Annotated in this window: 19 protein-coding genes and 1 pseudogene; 14 read left to right on the top strand and 6 right to left on the bottom strand. The window is 39.4% G+C overall.

Annotation, left to right across the window (positions count from 1 at the left end):
• Positions 1-114 precede the first annotated feature (114 nt).
• Positions 115-1,488 carry an MATE family efflux transporter gene (locus tag ACTQ5J_RS10555; RefSeq protein WP_441752805.1) on the bottom strand — a complete coding sequence of 458 codons (1,374 nt, stop codon included), beginning with the start codon at positions 1,486-1,488 and terminating at the stop codon, positions 115-117.
• Between the two features lie 212 nt (positions 1,489-1,700).
• On the opposite strand from ACTQ5J_RS10555, the gene ACTQ5J_RS10550 reads away from it, so the two are divergent.
• The 10 genes from ACTQ5J_RS10550 to coaD all read left to right on the top strand — a co-directional run bounded on the left by ACTQ5J_RS10550 (position 1,701) and on the right by coaD (position 10,555).
• On the top strand, positions 1,701-2,189 hold the full coding sequence (locus ACTQ5J_RS10550) for a cupin domain-containing protein (RefSeq protein ID WP_441752803.1): 489 nt from the start codon (positions 1,701-1,703) through the stop codon (positions 2,187-2,189).
• A 289-nt stretch (positions 2,190-2,478) separates the two neighbouring features.
• Positions 2,479-2,784, top strand: coding sequence for a UPF0223 family protein (locus ACTQ5J_RS10545; RefSeq protein ID WP_441752801.1), 306 nt, complete (start codon positions 2,479-2,481; stop codon positions 2,782-2,784).
• A gap of 9 nt (positions 2,785-2,793) precedes the next feature.
• Entirely contained in the window at positions 2,794-3,603 is an 810-nt protein-coding gene (locus ACTQ5J_RS10540; protein ID WP_441752799.1) for an inositol monophosphatase family protein, read from the top strand.
• The gene (gene typA, locus ACTQ5J_RS10535; RefSeq protein WP_441752798.1) at positions 3,590-5,419 is read left to right on the top strand and encodes a translational GTPase TypA; all 1,830 of its coding nucleotides are present in this window, start codon (positions 3,590-3,592) and stop codon (positions 5,417-5,419) included. Before ACTQ5J_RS10540 ends, typA begins: the two co-directional genes overlap by 14 nt.
• 71 nt (positions 5,420-5,490) lie before the next feature.
• Positions 5,491-6,387, top strand: a complete 897-nt coding sequence (locus ACTQ5J_RS10530) for a DMT family transporter (protein ID WP_441752796.1) — start codon at positions 5,491-5,493, stop codon at positions 6,385-6,387.
• An 82-nt stretch (positions 6,388-6,469) separates the two neighbouring features.
• On the top strand, positions 6,470-7,072 hold the full coding sequence (locus ACTQ5J_RS10525; protein ID WP_441752794.1) for a superoxide dismutase: 603 nt from the start codon (positions 6,470-6,472) through the stop codon (positions 7,070-7,072).
• Positions 7,073-7,554: 482 nt separating this feature from the next.
• Positions 7,555-8,916: an FtsW/RodA/SpoVE family cell cycle protein gene (locus ACTQ5J_RS10520; protein WP_441752793.1), complete on the top strand. Its 1,362-nt coding sequence runs from the start codon at positions 7,555-7,557 to the stop codon at positions 8,914-8,916.
• An 8-nt stretch (positions 8,917-8,924) separates the two neighbouring features.
• Positions 8,925-9,467: a YlbG family protein gene (locus ACTQ5J_RS10515; RefSeq protein ID WP_441752792.1), complete on the top strand. Its 543-nt coding sequence runs from the start codon at positions 8,925-8,927 to the stop codon at positions 9,465-9,467.
• 31 nt (positions 9,468-9,498) lie between these two features.
• Positions 9,499-10,059, top strand: coding sequence for a 16S rRNA (guanine(966)-N(2))-methyltransferase RsmD (gene rsmD, locus ACTQ5J_RS10510; protein WP_441752790.1), 561 nt, complete (start codon positions 9,499-9,501; stop codon positions 10,057-10,059).
• Position 10,060: 1 nt separating this feature from the next.
• Complete coding sequence (coaD, locus tag ACTQ5J_RS10505) at positions 10,061-10,555, top strand: pantetheine-phosphate adenylyltransferase (RefSeq protein ID WP_441752788.1); 495 nt, start codon at positions 10,061-10,063, stop codon at positions 10,553-10,555.
• A gap of 175 nt (positions 10,556-10,730) precedes the next feature.
• Here coaD and ACTQ5J_RS10500 read toward each other — a convergent pair whose 3' ends face one another.
• A complete protein-coding gene (locus ACTQ5J_RS10500) occupies positions 10,731-12,113 on the bottom strand; it encodes a L,D-transpeptidase family protein (protein ID WP_441752786.1) in 1,383 nt (460 codons plus the stop codon).
• 297 nt (positions 12,114-12,410) lie between these two features.
• Entirely contained in the window at positions 12,411-13,952 is a 1,542-nt protein-coding gene (locus ACTQ5J_RS10495) for an ATP-binding cassette domain-containing protein (RefSeq protein WP_441752784.1), read from the bottom strand.
• Positions 13,953-14,285: 333 nt separating this feature from the next.
• On the opposite strand from ACTQ5J_RS10495, the gene ACTQ5J_RS10490 reads away from it, so the two are divergent.
• From ACTQ5J_RS10490 to ACTQ5J_RS10480, 3 genes are read left to right on the top strand one after another with little or no spacing between them, the layout of a single operon-like run.
• On the top strand, positions 14,286-14,954 hold the full coding sequence (locus ACTQ5J_RS10490) for a helix-hairpin-helix domain-containing protein (RefSeq protein WP_441752783.1): 669 nt from the start codon (positions 14,286-14,288) through the stop codon (positions 14,952-14,954).
• 1 nt (position 14,955) lies between these two features.
• Complete coding sequence (locus tag ACTQ5J_RS10485; protein WP_441752782.1) at positions 14,956-17,313, top strand: DNA internalization-related competence protein ComEC/Rec2; 2,358 nt, start codon at positions 14,956-14,958, stop codon at positions 17,311-17,313.
• A gap of 51 nt (positions 17,314-17,364) precedes the next feature.
• Positions 17,365-18,231: an AraC family transcriptional regulator gene (locus ACTQ5J_RS10480; protein ID WP_441752781.1), complete on the top strand. Its 867-nt coding sequence runs from the start codon at positions 17,365-17,367 to the stop codon at positions 18,229-18,231.
• A 150-nt stretch (positions 18,232-18,381) separates the two neighbouring features.
• On the opposite strand, the pseudogene ACTQ5J_RS10475 reads toward ACTQ5J_RS10480, so the two are convergent.
• The 3 genes and pseudogenes from ACTQ5J_RS10475 to ACTQ5J_RS10465 all read right to left on the bottom strand — a co-directional run.
• A pseudogene (locus ACTQ5J_RS10475) lies at positions 18,382-19,069 on the bottom strand (transposase); the annotation flags it as partial.
• A 34-nt stretch (positions 19,070-19,103) separates the two neighbouring features.
• Positions 19,104-19,412 (bottom strand): hypothetical protein, encoded by a 309-nt coding sequence (locus ACTQ5J_RS10470; RefSeq protein WP_441752779.1) that lies wholly within the window; start codon positions 19,410-19,412, stop codon positions 19,104-19,106.
• A gap of 324 nt (positions 19,413-19,736) precedes the next feature.
• Positions 19,737-19,919, bottom strand: a complete 183-nt coding sequence (locus tag ACTQ5J_RS10465; RefSeq protein ID WP_441752777.1) for a hypothetical protein — start codon at positions 19,917-19,919, stop codon at positions 19,737-19,739.
• 486 nt (positions 19,920-20,405) lie between these two features.
• Between ACTQ5J_RS10465 and ACTQ5J_RS10460 the strand changes: the two genes are divergently transcribed.
• Positions 20,406-21,482 (top strand): Gfo/Idh/MocA family protein, encoded by a 1,077-nt coding sequence (locus ACTQ5J_RS10460; RefSeq protein WP_441752776.1) that lies wholly within the window; start codon positions 20,406-20,408, stop codon positions 21,480-21,482.
• Positions 21,483-21,499: the final 17 nt, after the last annotated feature.

Genomic DNA, 21,499 nt, shown 5'->3' with positions numbered 1-21,499 from the left:
ACCCTCTTTATATGGACCAAAAAGGACATCGAGTCTTCTTGCATAGGACTCGGTGTCCTTATTTTTGTCTTAAAAAAGAGATCAATTCATTGCGAATTGACCTCCAAATCTTTCTTAAGTAAGTGCATGCCAGTCACGTGAACGATAGATATAGAAACCATAAACGACGACTAACATATTAGACAATAACATTGCGATCCAAATTCCCATCGAGCCTAAATCGGTAAAGATGCCTAAAGCCCAAATGATTGGTAGGCGTAAAGCCCACAAACGACCAACTGACAGATACATCGCATATTTAGTTTGACCGGTTCCTTGGAAGAAACCATTAAGTGCTGAAAACAGTCCCATAAAGAAAATAATAAAGGCTGAGAAGTACAGATATTCGATGGCTTGTGTCCATAATTCAGGATCTGAGCCCCCTTTAATAAAAATCGACAGAATTTGGTAACGGCCGATTAAAACAGTTAGTGAACTGATTAATGACAGAGCGAGAATTAAGTAAATTGCTCGCTTGAAAATCGCCTTAGCACGATCAAAATTTCCTGAGCCAATATTCTGTCCGACAATCGAGGTCAAAGCAGCGCCAATCCCTAATTGGGGTTGATTAAGTAAGTCAGTAATGCGGTTGACCATAGAGTAAGCCGCTAAAGTGTTCGTTCCGTATGAAGCAATAAGACCATTAAGCACCGTAAAACCAAGCGCAGAACCACCATAACCCATTGCGGAAGGAAAGGCCACTTTACTAATGTTCGTTAGAATCTGACGATCCACTTTGACTTTACGAACGGAAACAGAAATTTCTGAATATTTATGGACAATCCGTATGCCTAGAAGGTATAAGGCAATCTTCGAAATGACGGTTGCGTATGCTGCACCGACGATGCCCATGTTGAGACCAGGGAGTCCTAACACATTATCAAAGATAAACAATGGATCAAGAATCACATTAGTAAGCGAAGAAATAATGCTGATAATTGTAATAGATTTTGTTTGACCTTGGGCATTTAAAATCGCCTGATAGCCAAAATATACGAAATCGAAAAAAAGACCAATGAAATTAATCTGTAAGTAAATGACCGATTTTTCATAAAGACCGTCACGTGCACCCATCCAATAAATTAGACTGGGTGTCGCCAGGTAACCAATCAAAGCGGCCAGAAAGCCGAGTATTAGCGACAATAAAATGGTATTGTCTGCATAGTGTTTAGCCGATTGATAATGATTGCCACCCATTTGTTGAGCAATTAAAGCAGTGGCGCCGATCCCGATCCCCATACCAACAGAAATGAACAAGAAATTGAGAGGCCAGACAAAAGCTGTCGCCGCAAAATCTTCAGCAGAAATTTGTGCCACGAACAGTCCATCCGTTAAATTATATAAAGTTCGCACGAGGTTATTAAGCATAAGTGGAACTGAGATACTTAAAATGACTTTATTTAAAGAGCCTTGCGTTATAAAATTACGATCAAATTGTTTGTTTTTCATTTTTATCACCGCTTGTCATTATACGCCAACTTCAAACTGAATGCGAGATACTTTCAACTTATTGCTATCAAAATACGAACTCAAATTATTCTACGACTTTATGAATATTATCCATTGTAAAACTTATAAAAGTGTGGCAGCATATGGCACACTTCTGGTGTTCAAGTCATTGACATGCTAAACTAGAAAGACAAAATAAGGAGGAAGATGTCATGCAAGCAGCAAATTATTGGATAGAAACACTTGAACTATCTGCTCATCGAGAAGGGGGATTTTATCGTCAAATGTTAAAGTCACCAACAACTTATTCAGATACAGCCTGTAATAGGGGCGCACGCGCACTCTATACGAGCATCTACTTTTTATTGACAGACGAGAACCCTTCACGCTTTCACCGTCTAACAGCAGACGAAGTGTGGTATTATCATGAAGGTGCTCCTTTGACGATTCACTTAATTCACCCTGATGGCCATTATGAACAAATCATCTTAGGTAAAGAAATAGAAGCTGGTCAACACTTGCAAGCTGTTGTACCCAAAAACGTTATTTTTGGCTCGTCCGTTGAAGCAGATTATGCTTTGGTTAGTTGCATGGTAGCGCCTAGTTTTGAGTATGAAGATTTTGAATTATTCAAACGAGCTGATTTACTAAAGATATATCCAGAACATGCCGAAATTATTACACGCTTAACGACCGATTAATCTAAGTTCACTCATATCAAGCTGGCTGTTTTTGACTGCTATTGCTTAGGTAAGGTGACCATTAAAGTATGTGTCTAGTGGATATTTGGAAAAATAGTGTTGTTTTTGGACGGTGGCGCGCTACTAATAGTGTCGCTCAAAGTGGTTAAATGGCATATTTTCCGAAGAAAAGATTAAATTTTTATGAGGTAAGCGTTTTAGTTTGAATATTTCTTTTTCATTCCTTGTTAAATGCGTTATAGTAAAAGGTGGAACATTACTGATTGGTTTTGTGATGGAGGTGTTCGTGATGAAGGAATATTCTTATCCGTTGGATCCGGATTGGTCGACTGGCGAAATGGTTCAGGTGATTGATTTTTTATCGGCGGTTGAAATGGTTTATGAAGCTGGGATTGATGTCTTGGAGTTTCAAGCGAAACATCGTAGCTTTAAAGAGGTTGTGACGAGCATTAGTGGTGAAAAGCAATTGGATAAGGCTTTTCAGGCTGCTTCTGGTTATTCGATTTATCGCGCAGTAAAGCATATGCGCGAGTTGTTGAAAGATACAGATGTGAGTCAGTTAGCGCCAAAGGCGCGCAAAATTAAATTATCTTAGGAGGATTTGATGTTTGATTATCAGATGCATAGTCGTATTTTAGTCTGGATGGAGACGGCTGCTGAAAATTTAAGGTTGTCTCATCAGCGTGATTTGCAGGTTCAACAGAAGAAGGATGCTGCTGATTTAGTTACTGAGATGGACAAAGCAACGGAGTTGTTTTTCGTTGAGAATATTCAGGAGCATTATCCGACTCATCGAGTGATTGGTGAGGAAGGGATGAGTGATGTGCCTGTTACGGATCTATCGGGTATCGTTTGGGTCATTGATCCAATTGATGGTACGTTAAATTTCGTTAAGCAGAAGAGAAATTTTGGTATTATGTTGGCGGTTTTCAAAGATGGTGAACCTCAAGCTGGCTACATTTATGATGTCATGAATCATGATTTTTATTATGGGATTGTGGGCGAAGGGGTTTTCTTAAATCATCAACGTTTAGAGCCAATCATGATTTCATCAATCAGTGAGGCTTTGATTGTTGGTAATGTCGGTATGTTCGCAACGAATCGTGGCAATTCTTTAGCTTTATTGACCCATTCTTTAGGTGCGAGGTCATATGGTGCTGCTGCTTTGGAAATTATTTCAGTCATGAAAGGTGAGGCGGCTGTTTATTTTTCTGCTGGTCTGCAACCTTGGGACTTCGCAGCGGGGTGGGCTATTTTTACGGCTCTAGGTTTTAAAGCAACGACACCTGATAATCAAACATTGAATCTACTCAAACGCTGTCCAGTGGTTTTTGCTAACCCAACTGTACATGCACAAGCAATGCAATTACTCAAAGAAACGAAAGAAATAGGGGAAATTAATGAAAATTCGTAATGATATTCGTAACATCGCAATTATTGCTCACGTTGACCACGGTAAAACATCTTTGGTCAATGAACTACTAGAACAATCCAACACAATCGATGCTCGTACTGACATCGGAGATCGTGCAATGGATAATAATGATATTGAGCGTGAGCGCGGGATTACAATCCTGGCTAAAAACACGGCGGTAGATTACAAAGATACACGTGTGAATATCTTGGATACACCTGGACATGCGGACTTCGGTGGTGAAGTTGAGCGTATTATGAAAATGGTTGACGGGGTTATTCTTGTCGTTGATGCTTATGAAGGGACTATGCCTCAAACGCGTTTTGTATTGAAAAAAGCGTTAGAACAAGGGTTAACTCCTGTCGTAGTTGTTAACAAAATTGACAAGCCTTCTGCTCGTCCTGAAGAAGTTGTGGATGAAGTATTAGAATTGTTGATCGAATTAGGTGCAGATGATGATCAATTGGAATTCCCAGTTGTTTATGCTTCTGCTTTAAACGGAACTTCAAGTGTCTCTTCTGACCCTGCTGATCAAGAGCATTCAATGGACGCTATCTTTGATGCTGTATTGGAACATATTCCAGCACCAGTAGATAACAGTGAAGAGCCTTTACAATTCCAAGTATCGTTATTAGATTATAGCGAATACGTTGGTCGTATTGGAATCGGTCGTGTATTCCGTGGGAAAATCAAAGTCGGAGATAACGTTACATTGATCAAAATCGATGGTTCAACTAAAAACTTCCGTGTTTCGAAAATTTTAGGTTTCTTTGGTTTAGACCGTGTTGAAATCAGTGAAGCTGTTGCAGGTGACTTGATTGCATTATCTGGTATGGATGATATCTTCGTAGGAGAAACTGTTACAGCAACAGATGCTCAGATCGCGATGCCAGTTTTACATATCGATGAGCCAACAATTGAGATGACTTTCTTAACGAACAACTCACCATTTGCTGGTCGTGAGGGTAAATATGTAACGTCTCGTAACTTGCACGATCGTTTAATGCAACAATTACAAACTGACGTTTCATTAAAAGTAACACCAACTGATTCACCAGATGCTTTTGTTGTCGCGGGTCGTGGTGAGCTTCACTTATCAATTCTAATCGAAAACATGCGTCGTGAAGGTTATGAATTCCAAGTTTCACGACCAAAAGTGATTATTCGTGAAATTGATGGTGTTCAATGTGAGCCGTTCGAACGCGTTCAAATTGACACACCAGAAGAATACATGGGTTCAATCATTGAAGCGTTAGGCCAACGTAAAGCTGAAATGGCTGACATGATAAACACTGGTAACGGTCAAATTCGTTTAGTATTCTCAGTACCAGCTCGTGGTTTAATTGGGTTCTCTACTGACTTCATGTCAATGACTCGCGGTTACGGTATTATGAACCATACTTACGACGAGTACCGTCCAATGATTAATGCAAGTATTGGTCGTCGTCGTAACGGTACATTAGTATCGATTGATAATGGTCAAGCAACCACTTACAGTATCATGAACTTAGAAGACCGAGGCACAATCTTTATTGAACCAGGTACTGAAGTTTACGCTGGTATGATAGTTGGGGAGCATAACCGTGAGAATGACTTAACTGTTAACGTGACAAAAGCGAAGCAATTAACTAACGTTCGTTCGGCGAATAAAGATCAAACATCAGTCATCAAACGTCCACGTAAAATGACTTTAGAAGAGTCATTACAATTTATGGATGAAGATGAGTATTGTGAAATTACACCAGAAAGCATTCGTTTACGTAAGCAAATCTTAGATAAGAGTGCACGTGAAAAGTCTGCGAAGAAAAAAGACTAATTAATCAATATACCTTTGGATGCTTTTTTTTTAGCTCATCCAAAGGTCATTTTTATATAGTGGAGGCTTAAATGAAAAAATACTATGGAACAATAATATTATTAGGTGTAGCAGTGATTTGGGGATCTGGTTTTGTAGCCAGCGCCTTAGCTTTAAATACGTACAGCCCTTTTCAAATATTGGCATTACGGTTTACCTTAGCATTTTTAATCCTGCTAGCAAGTAATATTTCGCGCTTGTCTGTGCTAACTTGGTCTAAATGGCGTCAAGGTGGTCTAATTGGCCTGTTTCTCTTCTTAGCTTTTGCATTCCAGACAATCGGCTTACAATATACGACAGCCTCTAAGAATGCTTTTTTAACCGCTACCAACATCGTGATTATTCCGTTTTTAACTTGGTTTATATTAAAAAGACCATTGTCGTGGAATGCAGTTATAGGAGCGAGCATTACCCTAGGTGGAATTGGATTACTCTCACTGAATGGTTCACTTAATGGCATTAATTATGGTGATGTCCTTACATTGATTTGTGCGTTATTTTTCGCTTTACAAATTTTCTATACAGAATTTTTCGTGAAGAAGTTAGCGACTTGGGAAATTATGTTTATGCAGATGGGAGTCGCTGCATTACTGTCTTGGGTAATGGTGGCATTTGAAGGGGACTTAGCACTTGATTTGAGTCTTCAAGCTTTATCACCGATTATTTACTTAGGCTTATTTAGTACTTTGATTGCCTTTGGCTTGCAGACATATGCCCAACGTTTTACGACCAGTAATCAAGCCTCGCTGATTTTATCGACGGAGGCATTTTTTGGAATGATAGCGGCTGTAATTATTTTAAATGAAGCTCTGACTGCTAATCTTTTAATTGGAGCGTTTTTTATTTTACTGGGGATTTTAGTGGTTGAGTTAAAACTTTTTAACTTTAAGCAAGATTACCTAAGCATTGATGAGAACATTAAAGACTAATGGAATAAATGAGCAAGTCTTTTGAATTTATTCTAGTAAGTGTTATAATGAAGGTGTATTAAAAATTAGGAGGAATTTAATTATGGCTTTTGAATTACCAAAATTACCTTATGCTTATGATGCATTAGAACCAGCAATTGATGCACAAACAATGGAGATTCACTATACTAAACACCACAACGCGTATGTGACTAACTTAAACAAAGCGGTTGAAGGAACAGATCTAGCACACAAATCTATTGAAGATTTAGTAGCTAATTTGAATGATGTGCCAGAAGATAAACGTACAGCTGTACGTAATAATGGTGGCGGTCATTTAAACCACACTTTATTCTGGGAGCAATTACAAGCACCATCAGATGCTAATGAAGTACCTGCAGAATTTGCAGCTAAAATAGAAGCAGCTTTTGGTTCAGTTGACACATTTAAATCTGATTTTGCTGCAGCAGCTGCCGGTCGTTTCGGCTCTGGTTGGGCATGGTTAGTGTTAGATAACGGTGAGTTAAAAGTTACATCCACTCCAAACCAAGATAACCCAGTTACAGATGGTCAAACACCATTATTAGGTCTAGACGTTTGGGAGCATGCTTACTACTTAAATTACCAAAACCGTCGTCCAGACTATATTTCAGCATTCTGGTCAGTTGTAAATTGGGATGTTGTTGTTGAACGTGCAAACGCGTAATTTAACAATTAACTAAGCGATAAAAGTCGGGGCACCTTAGGGTGATCCGACTTTTTGTGTTTAACCAGCGAATGTAATCATTTAGACCCTGTGAGGATTATTATGATTAGGTGACGTTGAATTAAGTGGTCTAATACCATGTGGATAATTTGAGACGGTGATTTGGTGAGCTAATACCATGAAGTAATTTTACGACATTGAAATAACTGTCATAATCAAAACGTAGTGACAACCTCTCTATATTTTAGACTCTAATAATATAAATTAGATTATGACAGTTGCCCATCCGTCTTTGATAAGCGATTATTGGGTATTTAATCTTTGAAGAAAGATAAGAGGAAATCTTGTTTCTTCCGTTCCATAGACAAGCTTACGATAATGAAAAACAAGGCAACATCCACAGACTTTAATTCTGTGACGAGAACTAACAAATGAGGCTTTTTATGCTATAATAATGACTATGAAATAGTGAGGAGGAGCAGATGAATAATTATCGTCGCGAAATACAAACAAACACGGCGACTAATAGCGAAACTGAAAGAAGTCATGCAACAGAAAGTCTGCTCGATAAAATTCGGCAGAAGTTTGCCTTGATGGACTATCTGATGTTAATCGTCATGCTGATTTTAATTCTGATTGGGTTTGTGATGATTTTTAGTGCTACGATGTATTATAGCCCAGATGGTGTCTCAGCGCCGGAACCTTTTAGCTTTGTGATGACTCAGTTTATGGCCACAATGGTTGGTTTAGTTGGCTTGAGCATCCTAGTCGCTTTAAAATATAAATTTTTCGAAAATATCATTGTGTTAAATACTGCGATGACAGGACTTGTTCTATCTTTAGTTTTTCTGAAGATTTATGGTCTCACTGGTGGTGGGGCGCAAAGTTGGATTTCTTTTGGTTTTGCTAGTTTCCAGCCGAGTGAAATAAGCAAGATTGCCTCGGTACTAGTCTTGGCGCGATTATTACAGGATCAACAAAGGGAAGTTATTTTAGCCGAAGAAAAAATAACCTCGAGGACAAAGAATATCTCCATTCTACTAATTGCGGTCGCGGTTATCTTAATTTTATTTCAACCTGATTTTGGCATGGTTGCACTAATTATGGGAACTTTAATCATTGTAGCAATGCAACAGTATTTAAGCGCCAAACTAAACCTCGTGATGTACGGTTTATTTGTAGTGTTAATTGGAGTGGTCAATGTGTTTGGCCGTGTCGCATCTGAATGGTTAGTTAACCATCCAAGTTACCAATTGAATCGTCTGGGTTCGTTTACCGATCCTTTTCTATATCCGCAAACTGCGGGGTATCAATTGATTAGTGGCTATCTGGCCTTTAGTCGAGGCGGTTGGTTAGGTGTAGGAATTGGACAAGGAGTGACCAAACGCGGCTCATTGCCAGCAGGTCATACGGATTTTATTCTAGCCATTTTAGGGGAAGAGACTGGCTTGTTAGGAATCATTGTGGTGATTGGTTTATTATTCGTTTTTATATTTATGATTTATCGTTGGGCTGCCCAATCTACAAGCCATTATAGACGAAACGTCTTATTCGGGATAGCAACTATGTTTTTACTTCAATCCTTCATCAACTTAGGAGGAATTGCCGGATTGATTCCCTTAACAGGTGTAACATTACCCTTTGTTAGTTATGGAGGGTCGAGTATGTTAGTCAGTATTATGACGGTCGCTATTGCGCAAGTCATGATTATTGAAGAGAAAGTCGAAGCCAAAAAACGTTTAGAAGAAGCATATCAAGAAGAAATCAAAGCAATCGAGAATGCGAGAATTGAAGGTCCTCGTAAGGGCTTAACGCTCGTTCATTCGCGAAAGCAAGAAGAGTAGGTGATAAAGTGAGTTTTGAAATTGTTCAAAGACAAGGTTTAATTGTCTGGTTATATACGTTAAAACATTTAAAATCCATTCGTAAATATGGACACGTCCACTATATTAGCAAGAAATTGAAATACGTGGTGCTATATGTGGACGCAGACCAAGCGATTCAAACAGCTGAACAGCTGGAACGTTACCACTTTGTTAGACAAGTAGAGCAGTCCCATCGAGATGAGATTGATATGTCCTTTAAAGATTCAATTCCAAACCGAATTGATCCGAATTTGAAGGCAGTTTCGGAAGATAAAGAACATGATTTCTCTGTCTTTATTTCGAGTGTGGCGGCTTCATTAGATTTACCAACCAGAGGAAAACCGATGAATGAATCGGTTGAAGACGATAAAATTCTTGTAGAAGAAGTGCTCGACAATGCGACGAAAGAAGCTGCCTCAAAGACACCGAAACAGAATGGCAGAAAATCAAATCGGAATAGTCGTCGTTCGAATCGAAATAGAAAGAATCAAAAACCTCAAAAACCTCAAGAACCTCAAGGAAAAAGCTAGACATTTTAAACTAGAAAGTTGGATTTAGATCATGCGAGTGATATCAGGAGAATATGGAAGCCGTCGCTTGAAGGCAGTTCCCGGAAACAATACTCGACCGACCACTGATAAAATAAAAGAGGGCATGTTTAATTTACTCGGAGGCTATTTTGATGGTGGTCGAGTGCTTGATTTATACGGTGGTAGTGGAGCCTTAGCTATCGAAGCCGTTTCAAGAGGAATGGATGAAGCGGTTATTACAGAAAAATACCGTCCAGCCATTCAAACGATTCGTGAGAATGTGGCGATCACAAAAGAAGAAGAGAAATTTACTATTCTTGCAGGAGATAACCGAACAGCCTTAAAGAAATTGAAGTCAGCTAAGAGTGAGTTAAGTTTCGACCTAGTTTTTATTGATCCACCTTATAAAAATCAAACGATTGAAACAGACATTCAATGGTTAGAAGACCAAGGACTCTTAACGGAAGAAACTTTGATTTTGTGCGAATCAGACGACCAAACCGTCTTGCCGCAGAACATGCAAGATTGGGGAAAAATAAAAGAAAAACATTATGGGCAAACATTTGTCCGCTTATATCAAAGGAGGATCTGATTTGACAGCGAAAGCCAAAATCGGTATTTTTGCCGGGAGTTTTGATCCAATGACTCTGGGACACCTAGACTTAATTGAAAGAAGTAGTCGACTATTTGATGAAGTGATTGTCTTAATTGCCATTAACACCTCAAAAGTCGCATTATTTACAGCAAAAGAACGTTTAAACTTAGTGGAAACATCGATCTCACATTTAACGAATGTGACAGTAGATATCCTCGAAGACGGGTTAGTTGCGAACTATTTTTCCGAAAAGAATGCGACCGCTATGATTCGTGGCGTGCGTAATACCATTGATTTTGAATATGAAAGTGGCATCGCAATTGCGAATCATTTACAAAATCCGAACCTTGAAACGATCACACTATTCGCCGATGAGAAATATCGCCATTTGAGCTCCTCACTAATTAAAGAAATTGCACGCTTTGATGGAGATGTTTCGAAAATGGTACCTGAAAAAGTCGCCGAAGCAATGAGTGTAAAGTTTAAACAATAACCAAAAGACTGGGTCGTGAAACGATATTTCGCTTCACAACCCAGTCTTTTTTTGCTTTAAACGTGAAAAGTAGGGTTCCGTAAAATGCTTCAGTACCACCCATAAATAACCAACAAAAAAACCATGCAACTGCCTCAGCACGGTCTGCATGTTTTTTTTGTGAGTCAAAAGAATTTTAATAGAATACTAAGACTGGAGTTCCGTAAGTCACACTGTTGTAAATTGTTTCAACTGCCCAGTAAGGCGTGTTGATACAGCCTAATGAACCAGCGTAAGTCCAAACATCGCCACCATAAGCTCCTTGCCAAGAGGCATCGTGAATGCCTTGTGCTTGATTATCGAAACGAATCCAATAACTAACAGGTGTGGCATATTCAGTCTCTCTAAACTGGTTGTAACCACGAAGTTTCGTGTCCGTCAACATCTCATTAACCGCGTTAGCGCCGGGAACCGTTTCAGCACCGATTTGGCCAGATACGATATCCGTTCCTAAAACCATCTCACCGTCAACGTATAGATACATCATCTGATACGTTAAATCGATTTCCACATACGTACCACCAATTTCATTTGCAGAGTTCCCATTACCTCCAGAACTGAAAGTAGCAGGCTCACGCGTTACATCAACGCCCGCATATAAATCATCGATAATCGATTGAGTCTCAGATTCCACATCAATACCCCAACCAAGAATACCAGGTGGAACGGTTACTTCGCCTTGTAAGGTACTCATAAATAGGCGCTCTTTGTTGTAAGTCGCGTACTCATCGTTTAAAGCACTCACATAATCATAAACTAAATCGTAATCAACGACCAACTGGTTGTTGTTGTCAAAATGAATCCAACTTTCAATCGTCTCTTTCGCAAGGGTTATATCTTCACCCGCAATTTGCAACGTTAATTGAATATCAGAAAAATCATCAATCGTATCCATAACAGACGTCACAACTTCGCTTTCACCATCAATCACAGGCTCAGCATAAACATCTTCTAGATCAACCGTCGACTCGTTTGACTGAACCGCATGAACAATCGATGCACCTAATTTATCAAAATCAATCTGAGTACCCATGTGCCCATCTTCAATAAAATAACCCTCATCGTCATTATAATTGATAACTGCATTGACAGCAGCCTCACGCTCAGCATTACTTAAACCGCTCTCAGCCAGAACGGTTTCGATATTCGAAGGGGTAATCGCCACTTGATCCGTCAATACATCATCAAAAGCCTCTTCCTCGAAATAACTCGTTACCCAAACAGAGGGGTCTTGAGATTGATAAACAGTCTCTAAATTAGACTCTGTATTAAACTCACTCTTGAGATCGCTCATTTTAATCCGCGCCACTTCCTGATTATTCTCCATCAGAACAACCTCACGCTCATTCAAATCCGTCTCAAGCTTCTCCTGTGCTTTTACCAACGTCAAATTACTAATATCCACCGTCCCAAACGTTGTATTAGCAACAAAACGATTCGAGTAATAGCCCACACCCGTTAAGTAAGCTGCCCCAAGACCGAGTAAAGTTACCCCTGTAATGATAAGACCTTTCTTCAACTACTTCGCCACCCATTCTCTTTCAAATTTAATAGAATCTTCAACCACTTAATATTATCTTATAATTTACCACATAAATGTGAAGAAATAATGACTTTTTTAATAAAATATCATCTATGTTTGAATGTTAACGAAAAAACGCCACTAATGCAACCATTTTTGGTGATAAAGTCCCACCTAGAACAACATTTAAACAATAATTAAATGGATTAAAAAATAAGCCCCATCATATGATTGAAGACTACAAACATCTAGTCCCGACCCACCTCCTAGCCAAAGTAGCTCAAGAAGAAGCACCTATTCAAAGTCAGCCTTGCGAACTAAACCATTCGGCGTCAGTTCATACACTAAGTCGCAAACCTCCTTTAAAAATTGACGATCATGCGAAATAGTTAAGAGGGCGCCTTCAAATGTTTGAAACAAATCGCGCAATTCCGGTTGCGACAAAGGTGAGAAATTACGTGTTGGTTCATCGAGTAAAAGCACATTTTGGCCAGCTAAATCAATTTTCAAAAGAAATAACTTAGCCTGTTGCCCACCGGATAATGCGGAGACAGGGTGATGCATCTCATCAGATGTGAAACGCATGCTGCCTAAATAAGTCATGACTTGCGTTAATTCTTCAACATCTCCCGTCTCACTCAAGAACTCAATTGGTGTTTGCGTTTCAGGCAAGAAGTCTCGATAATTTTGTGGCATATAACCCGCTTTAATGTCTAGTCGATCTTTCAAGTCTAGCCACAACTGTTTGAGAAAGGTACTTTTTCCCACACCGTTCTGGCCGATAATACCGATTTTTTGAGGGCCTCTGACCAGTAAATTTATCGAATGGGCTAGTATTCGATCGTTTAATCTTACTTGCTTGTTTTCTAAATGGAGAACGGTTTTACCATTCGCAAGAGGTTCCGTATTAGAAAACTTCACCAGAATCGGATCTTCTTTAATCGGGATGTCATCGAAATTCTCTTTTTCTCTTTCAAAGCGCCTGCCCATTGATTTAACGGCATGCATTTTTTTCTTTAATAAACGAGCACCTCCAGGATCTTGGCGAGAGATTGCATTTTGAGCATCATGAACACTACTTTCAATGCGTCTTTGTTTGGCCATGCGTTTGTCATATTCTTCCCGCTGCTTACTGGCAATTCGACTTTGAGAGTCGAATTTTAATCGCGTTTCTTCAACGTAAGCGCCATAATCCAAATTGGCAAAGGTGGCGACAGGCACTGTTTTGTGACGTAGTAGTTCGATATGTAATATTTTGTTAGCGGTGGCTCTTAGTAAAGCTTCATCATGTGAGATAAAGAGAATGGTCAGTGGGGTGCTTTTAATAAAGTGTTCCAGCCAATTGACCGTCTCTAAGTCTAAGTCATTGGAAGGTTCATCCAATAGAAGCAAATCAGCTTGCATAGCTAATAATTTTAATAGCTGAACTTTAATTTTCTCACCGCCTGACAGACTGCCAAGTGTTTGCTCACTCGTTAAACGGTCCGCATCTAGGCCTATTTGGCCAACTAATGAGTATAGTTCTGCATAGTCTAATGCATTGGCTTCAGCTTGGCCGAAAAAGAATTGATCTAAGGTCAATGTATTTAACTCTTTGGGTAACATCTGAGGTAGGTAAGCCGTTCGACTAAAGTGATTGACGTATTCTCCTTCGACGTGAATATAATTTTCGATCGAAGAATCCTTGTTAATCCATTTTAAGAGGGTCGATTTACCATTGCCTTCTTCGCCAATAATAGCGACTTTATCGCCTGGATTGACCGTGAAACTAAGATCACGCACAATCTCTTTTAAGTCCAGTTGATGTGTCATAGTCAGGTGTTTAATTTGTAACATAAGCGCACTCCTTTCAGATTGAATGCACAAAAACCGCCCAGGCTTCAGCCAGAGCGGTTTTGGAATAGAGAGTAGACTAAGAGAGCATGCGGCACTTTGGTCGCTACTGCTAATCAGTCCAATCCTTTCTAATTAAACCACTCCAAAGAAGCCTACCTAGTGATAGTTGTGCTTGCACTTGAAGTTTAGATTTAATTAGAAAGTGTACATGAACACACAGCCCCTCTTTGATTTGTCATCATTATAACAAGTCGTTTGATTAAATTCAAATATTTTATTTTCATACACATATTTTCATAGTTTTTGCGTATTTATATAAAAGGAGGGATTTCTTTGAAGAATCTACGCATTTATTTAATTGGTTTACCTTCAATCATGTTACTACTTGTATTATTTTTGTGGTATCAATCAAGTCAAAGTGGGGAGGCATTAGTTTTGGAACCCATTCACTTGAGCAAAACAGTCACTAGTCAGGAGGAAACAGCCCTCGATGACGAGTTGGAGAATAAAAAACCAGAAGAAAGCCAAACGATTTATGTTGATCTGAAAGGTGCTGTTCGCTATCCAAATGTCTATGCTTTACCAATTGGAAGTCGTTTGTTTGATGTCATTGAAATGGCAGGAGGACTGTTACCAGAAGCAGCCACGCAGCACTTGAATCAATCGCTACTACTCTCCGATCAACTGCTGATATATATTTACAGTATGGAGGAAGTAGAAGCAAGCCAAATGACAGAAGTAAATCCAGCCGAATTACCGATGGTCAGTGGACCAGAACTAGTCGAAGCCTCTACTAATACGTCAGGTGGACTGATTAATATCAATCAAGCCACGGTGGGAGAACTGATGACTTTACCAGGCATTGGGCCCAAAAAAGCCGAAGCCATTATACAATATCGAAGCGAACGTGGCTCATTTGCGAGTCCTGAAGCGATTATGGAAGTGAGCGGCATTGGGCAGAAAACTTATGAACAATTAGCCTCGCTCATTACGGTGGATTAATATGAGGGCATTATTTAATCGACAGTATTGCCAGTGGCTCTTTACCTTTGTATGGCTCGTATTAGGTTTAGAGTATTTGCATTCCGGTTCAGTATTCTTAGCCTTTATATTAATAGTCTTACTGTTACGCATCATCTGTCTTAAAAGTTCGACGCTCTTCTGGACGCTTGCTTTGTCACTACTATTATTTGTTCATTATCAAAGTCGGCAGAATCACTTGTTGGCTTTGCAAGCTTTGCCTTTCAAAACTGAAAGTGAACAAGATTATCAATTTCAACTTTTACCGACGGATATACGTTTAGACGATGATTGTTTGACGGGCACAGCTCGATTGTGGGCAGTGGATCAAGCAGTTGATGTCCAATTTAATTATTGGTTTGAAGAGTCGGCTGATATTCCAGCCGAGCTGTCTTCCCTTCAAGATAGTGCAACGATTTGGCAAGTGACCGGTCGTTTAAGTCCTCCGGAAGGTGCGAGGAATTTTGGCGTCTTTGACTACCAAGAATATTTGTTGACGCAAGGGGTCGCTTGGACATTGACAATTTCAAAAATCGACAGTATTCAAACCAGTCCTTCTAAACATTTTTCTGTCTGGCAAGCCAATCTGAGGGCTCGATTAACGAAGGCTTTACGTCAGTATCAAGACCTTGCTTGGGTTGGTTTACACAATAAACTGCTGTTTAATTTAAATTCAAAAGCGTTTCAGGATTACCGTCAAGACTTACTGGCAATGGGCATTATCCATTATTTCGCAATCAGTGGCTTTCATCTAAATTACATCCGACGTTTACTAGGGTATCTATTATTACGCATAGGGATTATTGTTGAAATCGCCGAGTTTTTATTGTTGGTAATATTGGTCTTTTATGCATGGTTGGTCCAATGGCCGGCCGGGGTCATTCGCTCGTTAGGCACCTTTTATGGAAGGCGTTTGTGCCGGCAATTTGAGTGGCCATTTAGTTCCTTCGATCAACTGGCCTTGGTCGGAATTATTATGTTGCTGTTTGATCCGATGCTTTTTCAATCGGCAGCCTTCAGGTTGAGTTTCTTGATGAGTGGTGTGATTCAATTTTATCAAGCAAACTCGTGCTATCAAACGCATGAGTTTAAGTATTCGGCTGAATTAACTTTTGCTTGCATGGTATTCTCTTGGCCGTTAATTATCAGCATGAATGCAGAATGGAATATGTTTCAATTAGTCATAGTGATTGCTTTTGGTTTAATCTTTGACCGATTGATCATGCCAGCGATGTGTATGACAACATTAGTTTTATTTAGTTTGGCTTCTTGGTCAAGTTTAGTTTCGCTACTTGAAGCACTCTCTATAGGTTTTGATTGGCTGTGGCAATTCACCGCACCTACTGGTTGGTTAGCATGGACGCGAGTGACTGTAGGAATACCCAGTGCGAGTCAGTTTTTTCTACTAATGACTGGAGCGACAGTGTGGCTTTTTTTTCTAAGAGAAAGAAGGGCTTTGGCTTATAGTGTGTTAGGGCTTTCTTATGTATGGGTGTTGGGTGTTTTACCTTATAGTCGCATCGAGAGTTCGGTGGTTGTGTTGGATGTGGGACAAGGGGATGCCTTATTGTATCGGCCGGCTTTTAGTCAAGCAGCTTGGTTGGTTGATACGGGTGGGCGTTTGTTGTTTAGTGAAGGAGGCGTGATGTTGGATGGAGCGTCAGCCCAGAAGGACTTGTTGCCGGCTTTAAAGGCTTTGGGGGTTCGCCGTTTAACAGGAGTAGTGATTACTCATCCGGATGCCGATCATATGGCAAATTTATTAGGCTTGAGTCAAGCGCTTGGTATCGATCATCTTGTCATTAGTCCCTACACGCTTCAAAGTAATTTGTGGCAGAAAGTATCTGCTTCACTACCTGAGCGTGTTCAAGTAGCGGTTTTGGAATTGGGCCAGGCGGTTCAGATTGGCGGTAGTGACTTTTCGGTGCTGGCTTTGAAAAAAGGTGCAACTTATTTTCATGAGGAGGCGTCTAATGATTCGTCTTTGGTGACGGTGTTTCAGTTGGGCGATTTGCGTTTCGTTAATCTGGGAGATTTGTCAGTAGCAGGCGAACAGCGTTTAATCGAAGAATATCCTAATTTACAGGCAGATGTGATTAAAGTTGGACATCACGGGAGCGACACGAGTAGTTCAGAGGCTTCTTTGGCGCAATTTGATGCGCGTTTGGCTTTGATTTCTGCGGGGGTGAATAATCGCTATGGCCATCCGCATGACGAGGTGGTCGAGCGTTTAGTAGCTTTTGATTTGGTGGTTTTGGCGACCAATGAAGTGGGGGCTATTCGGTTGACTTATCATCCTTGGTGGGGTTACCGAGTAGAAACAGCCCTTGAGCCACCTTGATAATATGGTACTATATTGAATGAAGAAAAGAATAGAACGGGGTCTTAGAGTATGAGTAGTCGTTACGTAGAAATTCCAGAATTTAAACATCCAATCAAATTTAGAACATTACAAAATGATGGCCTAACCGTTGTTTATCCACATTTCCATAAGGAAATTGAGTTTATTTATGCTGTTCATGGCAGTGTGCGAATTGGGGTCAACAATGATCAAGTCGATTTGGCAGAAGGTGAAATAATGTTTTTTGCGAGTGGCGAATCACATTATTTTCTAGCATCACCAGACAGTGAACGTCTTGTTTACCAGTTTGATTTACAGGTGTTTGATGAGGCGGTTTTGCGTGAGTCGGAAAAAACGTTGATGCAGTTGTTTGAAAATGGACAACCTCATAGTCGTCATTGGCCAGAGGAACTTGTGGAGAGCACGCGTGATTTATTGATTGAACTTTACCGTATTGATCAGGAAAGACCTATTGGTGTCAACTACTTGATTTTGGGCAAACTTCATCAGATGATTGGCGATTTTTTCCAGCAGTTGCCTGAACGAGAACTTGAGGCAAACAGTTTGGATTTCTCGGCCATTCAATATAAGGATACGCTAGAACGTTTGAATAAGGTATTCGCGCATATCGAGTCTAGCTATCAAGAATCAATTACAATCGAAGATATTGCGAGAATTGTTGGCTTCAGTCCTTATTATTTCACGCGTTTCTTTAAGAAGAATACTGGTCAAACCTTTGGCCAATTTTTGTCAGAATACCGGATCAACGAAGCTAAATTCATTTTAGCCAACGAAAAAATTCCGATGGTTGAGGTAGCCGAAAGAGCCGGTTTCTCGAGCGTTAAAACTTTTCATCATGTCTTTAAAGAAGCTGTCGGTCAGTCGCCACTCCAATACCAAAAAACATTCAAATCTTAACAAAACAGGATAAGCAATCAGCTGGTGCTGTGTCAAAAGTTCCTTTTTATAAGAAGATAGAAAACAAAAGATCTGACGAAGAGAAGATAATCATCTTCTTAATCGCTAGATCTTTTGTTTTTCTTTAATTACTTTATTCTTTTGAGCATTCAGTGATAACTTATCGAGGTTACATGCCATTAAAGCGATGCCAATCTCCTGACTGACTTTTTCTTTGCCTCTTACGTGGCAGCGGGTGAACCCTAAAGAACCCTTGAGAAAACCAAAGCTTGTTTCAACATCTATTTTTCTGCGCTGAAACACGGCTTGGCATTCGGGGTAGAGAAATACGTGCGTTGTTTGGCTTTAAATACTCCCAAGATGGATTGGCCATAATCTTTCGCACATAGCCCTTTTCTGTCAGAGCTTCCGGAATCTCTCGATTATCTGGCGTATAGCGCTCGGCTTTGTACTCTTTAAAGTCACGGCTCATACCATATTTATCTGTTCGTTGACGGTAAGCGGAAAAATTAAATCGCACGCCTTGGGGATCGATATAATAATCTTCAGATTCATCATATTGCCAGTTCATGATTTTCTTTTCATCTGTTAACCACTTTTTTGTCTGTTCTTTTAACATCGTGCCATAAGGAATCAGTGCGGTTATGTTCGGAAAACAATCTTCTAAGAAACGATAATCAGCTTCAGACCCGTATCCCGCATCCATGCTTAAGTAGTTCTTTGAATGTATGAGCCTTTCATGTGTCGTTAAAAAAGGTTGAATCGTGCGTGTGTCTGTTGGATTGGAGTAAATTGAATAAGCGAGCGCATACTAATTACTTGTCGCTAGTTGAAGATTTTATCCTGGTTACTTTCATCAAAGCGAACCGTATTCATTTTCCAAACGAAGCTATACTTATTAGCCTCAGCAAGACGTCTTGAGTTAACCAGCGTGCCGGCATGTTTTCCTGAACAAAGACATTGACTTTCCGACTCGTAAAGACGCCAGGCGTATAAGCAAACAGCAATAATTTAAGAACCGCAGCCAGACTGTATTCTCTAGGTCTACCAAATTCATAAGGATGATGAATCTCCAACGAATCGACTAAACTATTAAAAAAATGAGTGATAGGATGCTTTTCTGGAATATAATCCAATGATATATCCAATTTAAATTGCTTCATGTTATAATTACTATACATTTTATAAGTCCTTTCATGGGAATTATTCGGACGAGCAGAAGAGAAGGTCTGTTCGTCTTTTTTTACACCTTAATTATAATTAAAAATCGACAAAAACGCTGTCAAAACAACACCTTTTTAAGGAGCATGTTATTGACAATATCTAGTAGAATTTCTGTGTTCTTGCTGGTGTACGCTGATCTTAGTTTTAAAAAGTGTAATGGTTCTTTTAACTCATCCATAATTTTCATCGGAACAAAATTTCCAATAATATTTGACATATTATTAGCATTTCCCTCTTACTTATAATCATCCTTTAAACATTTAATCACTTCTCGATAAGAATTAAAATGTTCTTCTTTTCTCAATTGATCTAATTCTTCCCATGTTTATTCGTGCAATAAAATATTTTTCTTCTTCATTTCTTAATACTTCTTTTTCTAGATTATCAATTATTAAAGCTTTGATGATTTCGATTAATTGATTATTTCTTTCAATGATTTCAAAAAGCATTCGTTTTTCATTCAATTACACACGTTTAATTAAACAATATGAATAAAATACCTTATAAGCATTCGAATCGCTTTAAACACATGAAAACCACTCCATAAAGCCCTTTTATAAATTATAGCAATCATTTTTTTTACATTTTAGACGACAAGAGCTGATAGACCTTGTAGACGGGGAGGATTCTGTGCTTCAAATGCTTATTTCCTCCCAATAAGTATGATAAAGATTCCGTCCTAGAATATCATGAGCAAGGATCGACTGATCACCAGTTATATTTTATGAGTGGTTTAGATATTTCTTTAAGAGTAGGGTGTAGAAGCCTTTTTGACCTACTTTATTGTTGAAGTTACTTTTGATGTGGTTTCATTAACTAGCCGAACGATCTAACGGCCTATTTTTGAATCGAGGGCAATATTCGGGAACTTTTGCAAAAGAACTAGGAAGATTCTTGAAAACGTATTCGATATAATAAGATTAAGAAAACGATAACAAGGAGTTATTAAAATGACATTAAGAATTGCTGTAATTGGATGCGGTGGCATCGGAACAAAGAAACATATGCCGGCTTTAGCTAAAGTTGAAGGGGTAGAAATTGTTGCCTTTTGTGATTTAATCATCGAACGAGCAGTAGAAGCCAAAGAAATGTTCGGAACTCAAGATGCACAAGTTTATGTAGATTATCGTGAAATGTTAGCCGAAGTTGAATTAGATGTTGTCCACGTGTGTACACCAAATGATACACATGCTGAATTGTCGATTGCCGCTATGGAAGCAGACAGTCATGTTATGTGTGAAAAGCCCATGGCTAAAACAACTGAAGAAGCACGCGAAATGATTGAAGTATCAAAACGTACTGGAAAAAAATTGACGATTGGTTACCAAAATCGTTTCCGTCAAGATTCTAAATTCTTACATACAGTGGCATCTAATGGTGAATTAGGTGAGATTTACTTTGCGAAAGCTCATGCTGTTCGTCGTCGTGCAGTGCCTACTTGGGGAGTATTCTTAGATGAAGAAGCACAAGGTGGCGGACCCTTAATCGATATCGGGACCCATGCCTTAGATTTAACATTATGGATGATGAATAACTACAAACCGAAATACGTAGTAGGCAATACTTACCGTAAATTAGCTGACAATCGCAATGCTGCTAATGCATTTGGTCCTTGGAATCCAGATGAATTTACGGTCGAAGATTCGGCATTTGGCTTTGTTGTGATGGAAAACGGTGCAACAATATTCTTAGAATCTAGTTGGGCATTGAATACTTTAGATGTTAAAGAAGCTAAGACTACTTTAATGGGTTCTAAAGGTGGAGCCGATATGGAAGATGGCTTAAGAATTAATGGTGAAGAGCACGGGACTTTATTTGATAAGAAAATTGTACTGAACCCAGGAGGCGTTGACTTCTTTGAAGGGGCAGACACTGACCCAGAACTATTAGAAGCACAATCTTGGATTGATGCAATCGTTAATGACACTGAACCAGTTGTAAAACCTGAAGAAGCTTTAGTAGTAACTGAAATTTTAGAAGCGATTTATAAATCGGCTCAAACAGGAGCACCAGTTCATTTAGCATAGTAAATGTGCTTGAAAGG

The organism is Fundicoccus sp. Sow4_F4 (assembly GCF_052116145.1).
Classification (GTDB): domain Bacteria; phylum Bacillota; class Bacilli; order Lactobacillales; family Aerococcaceae; genus Fundicoccus.
The sequence above is the reverse complement of the archived record's forward strand: the minus strand, read 5'-3'. Positions and strand labels throughout refer to the sequence as shown.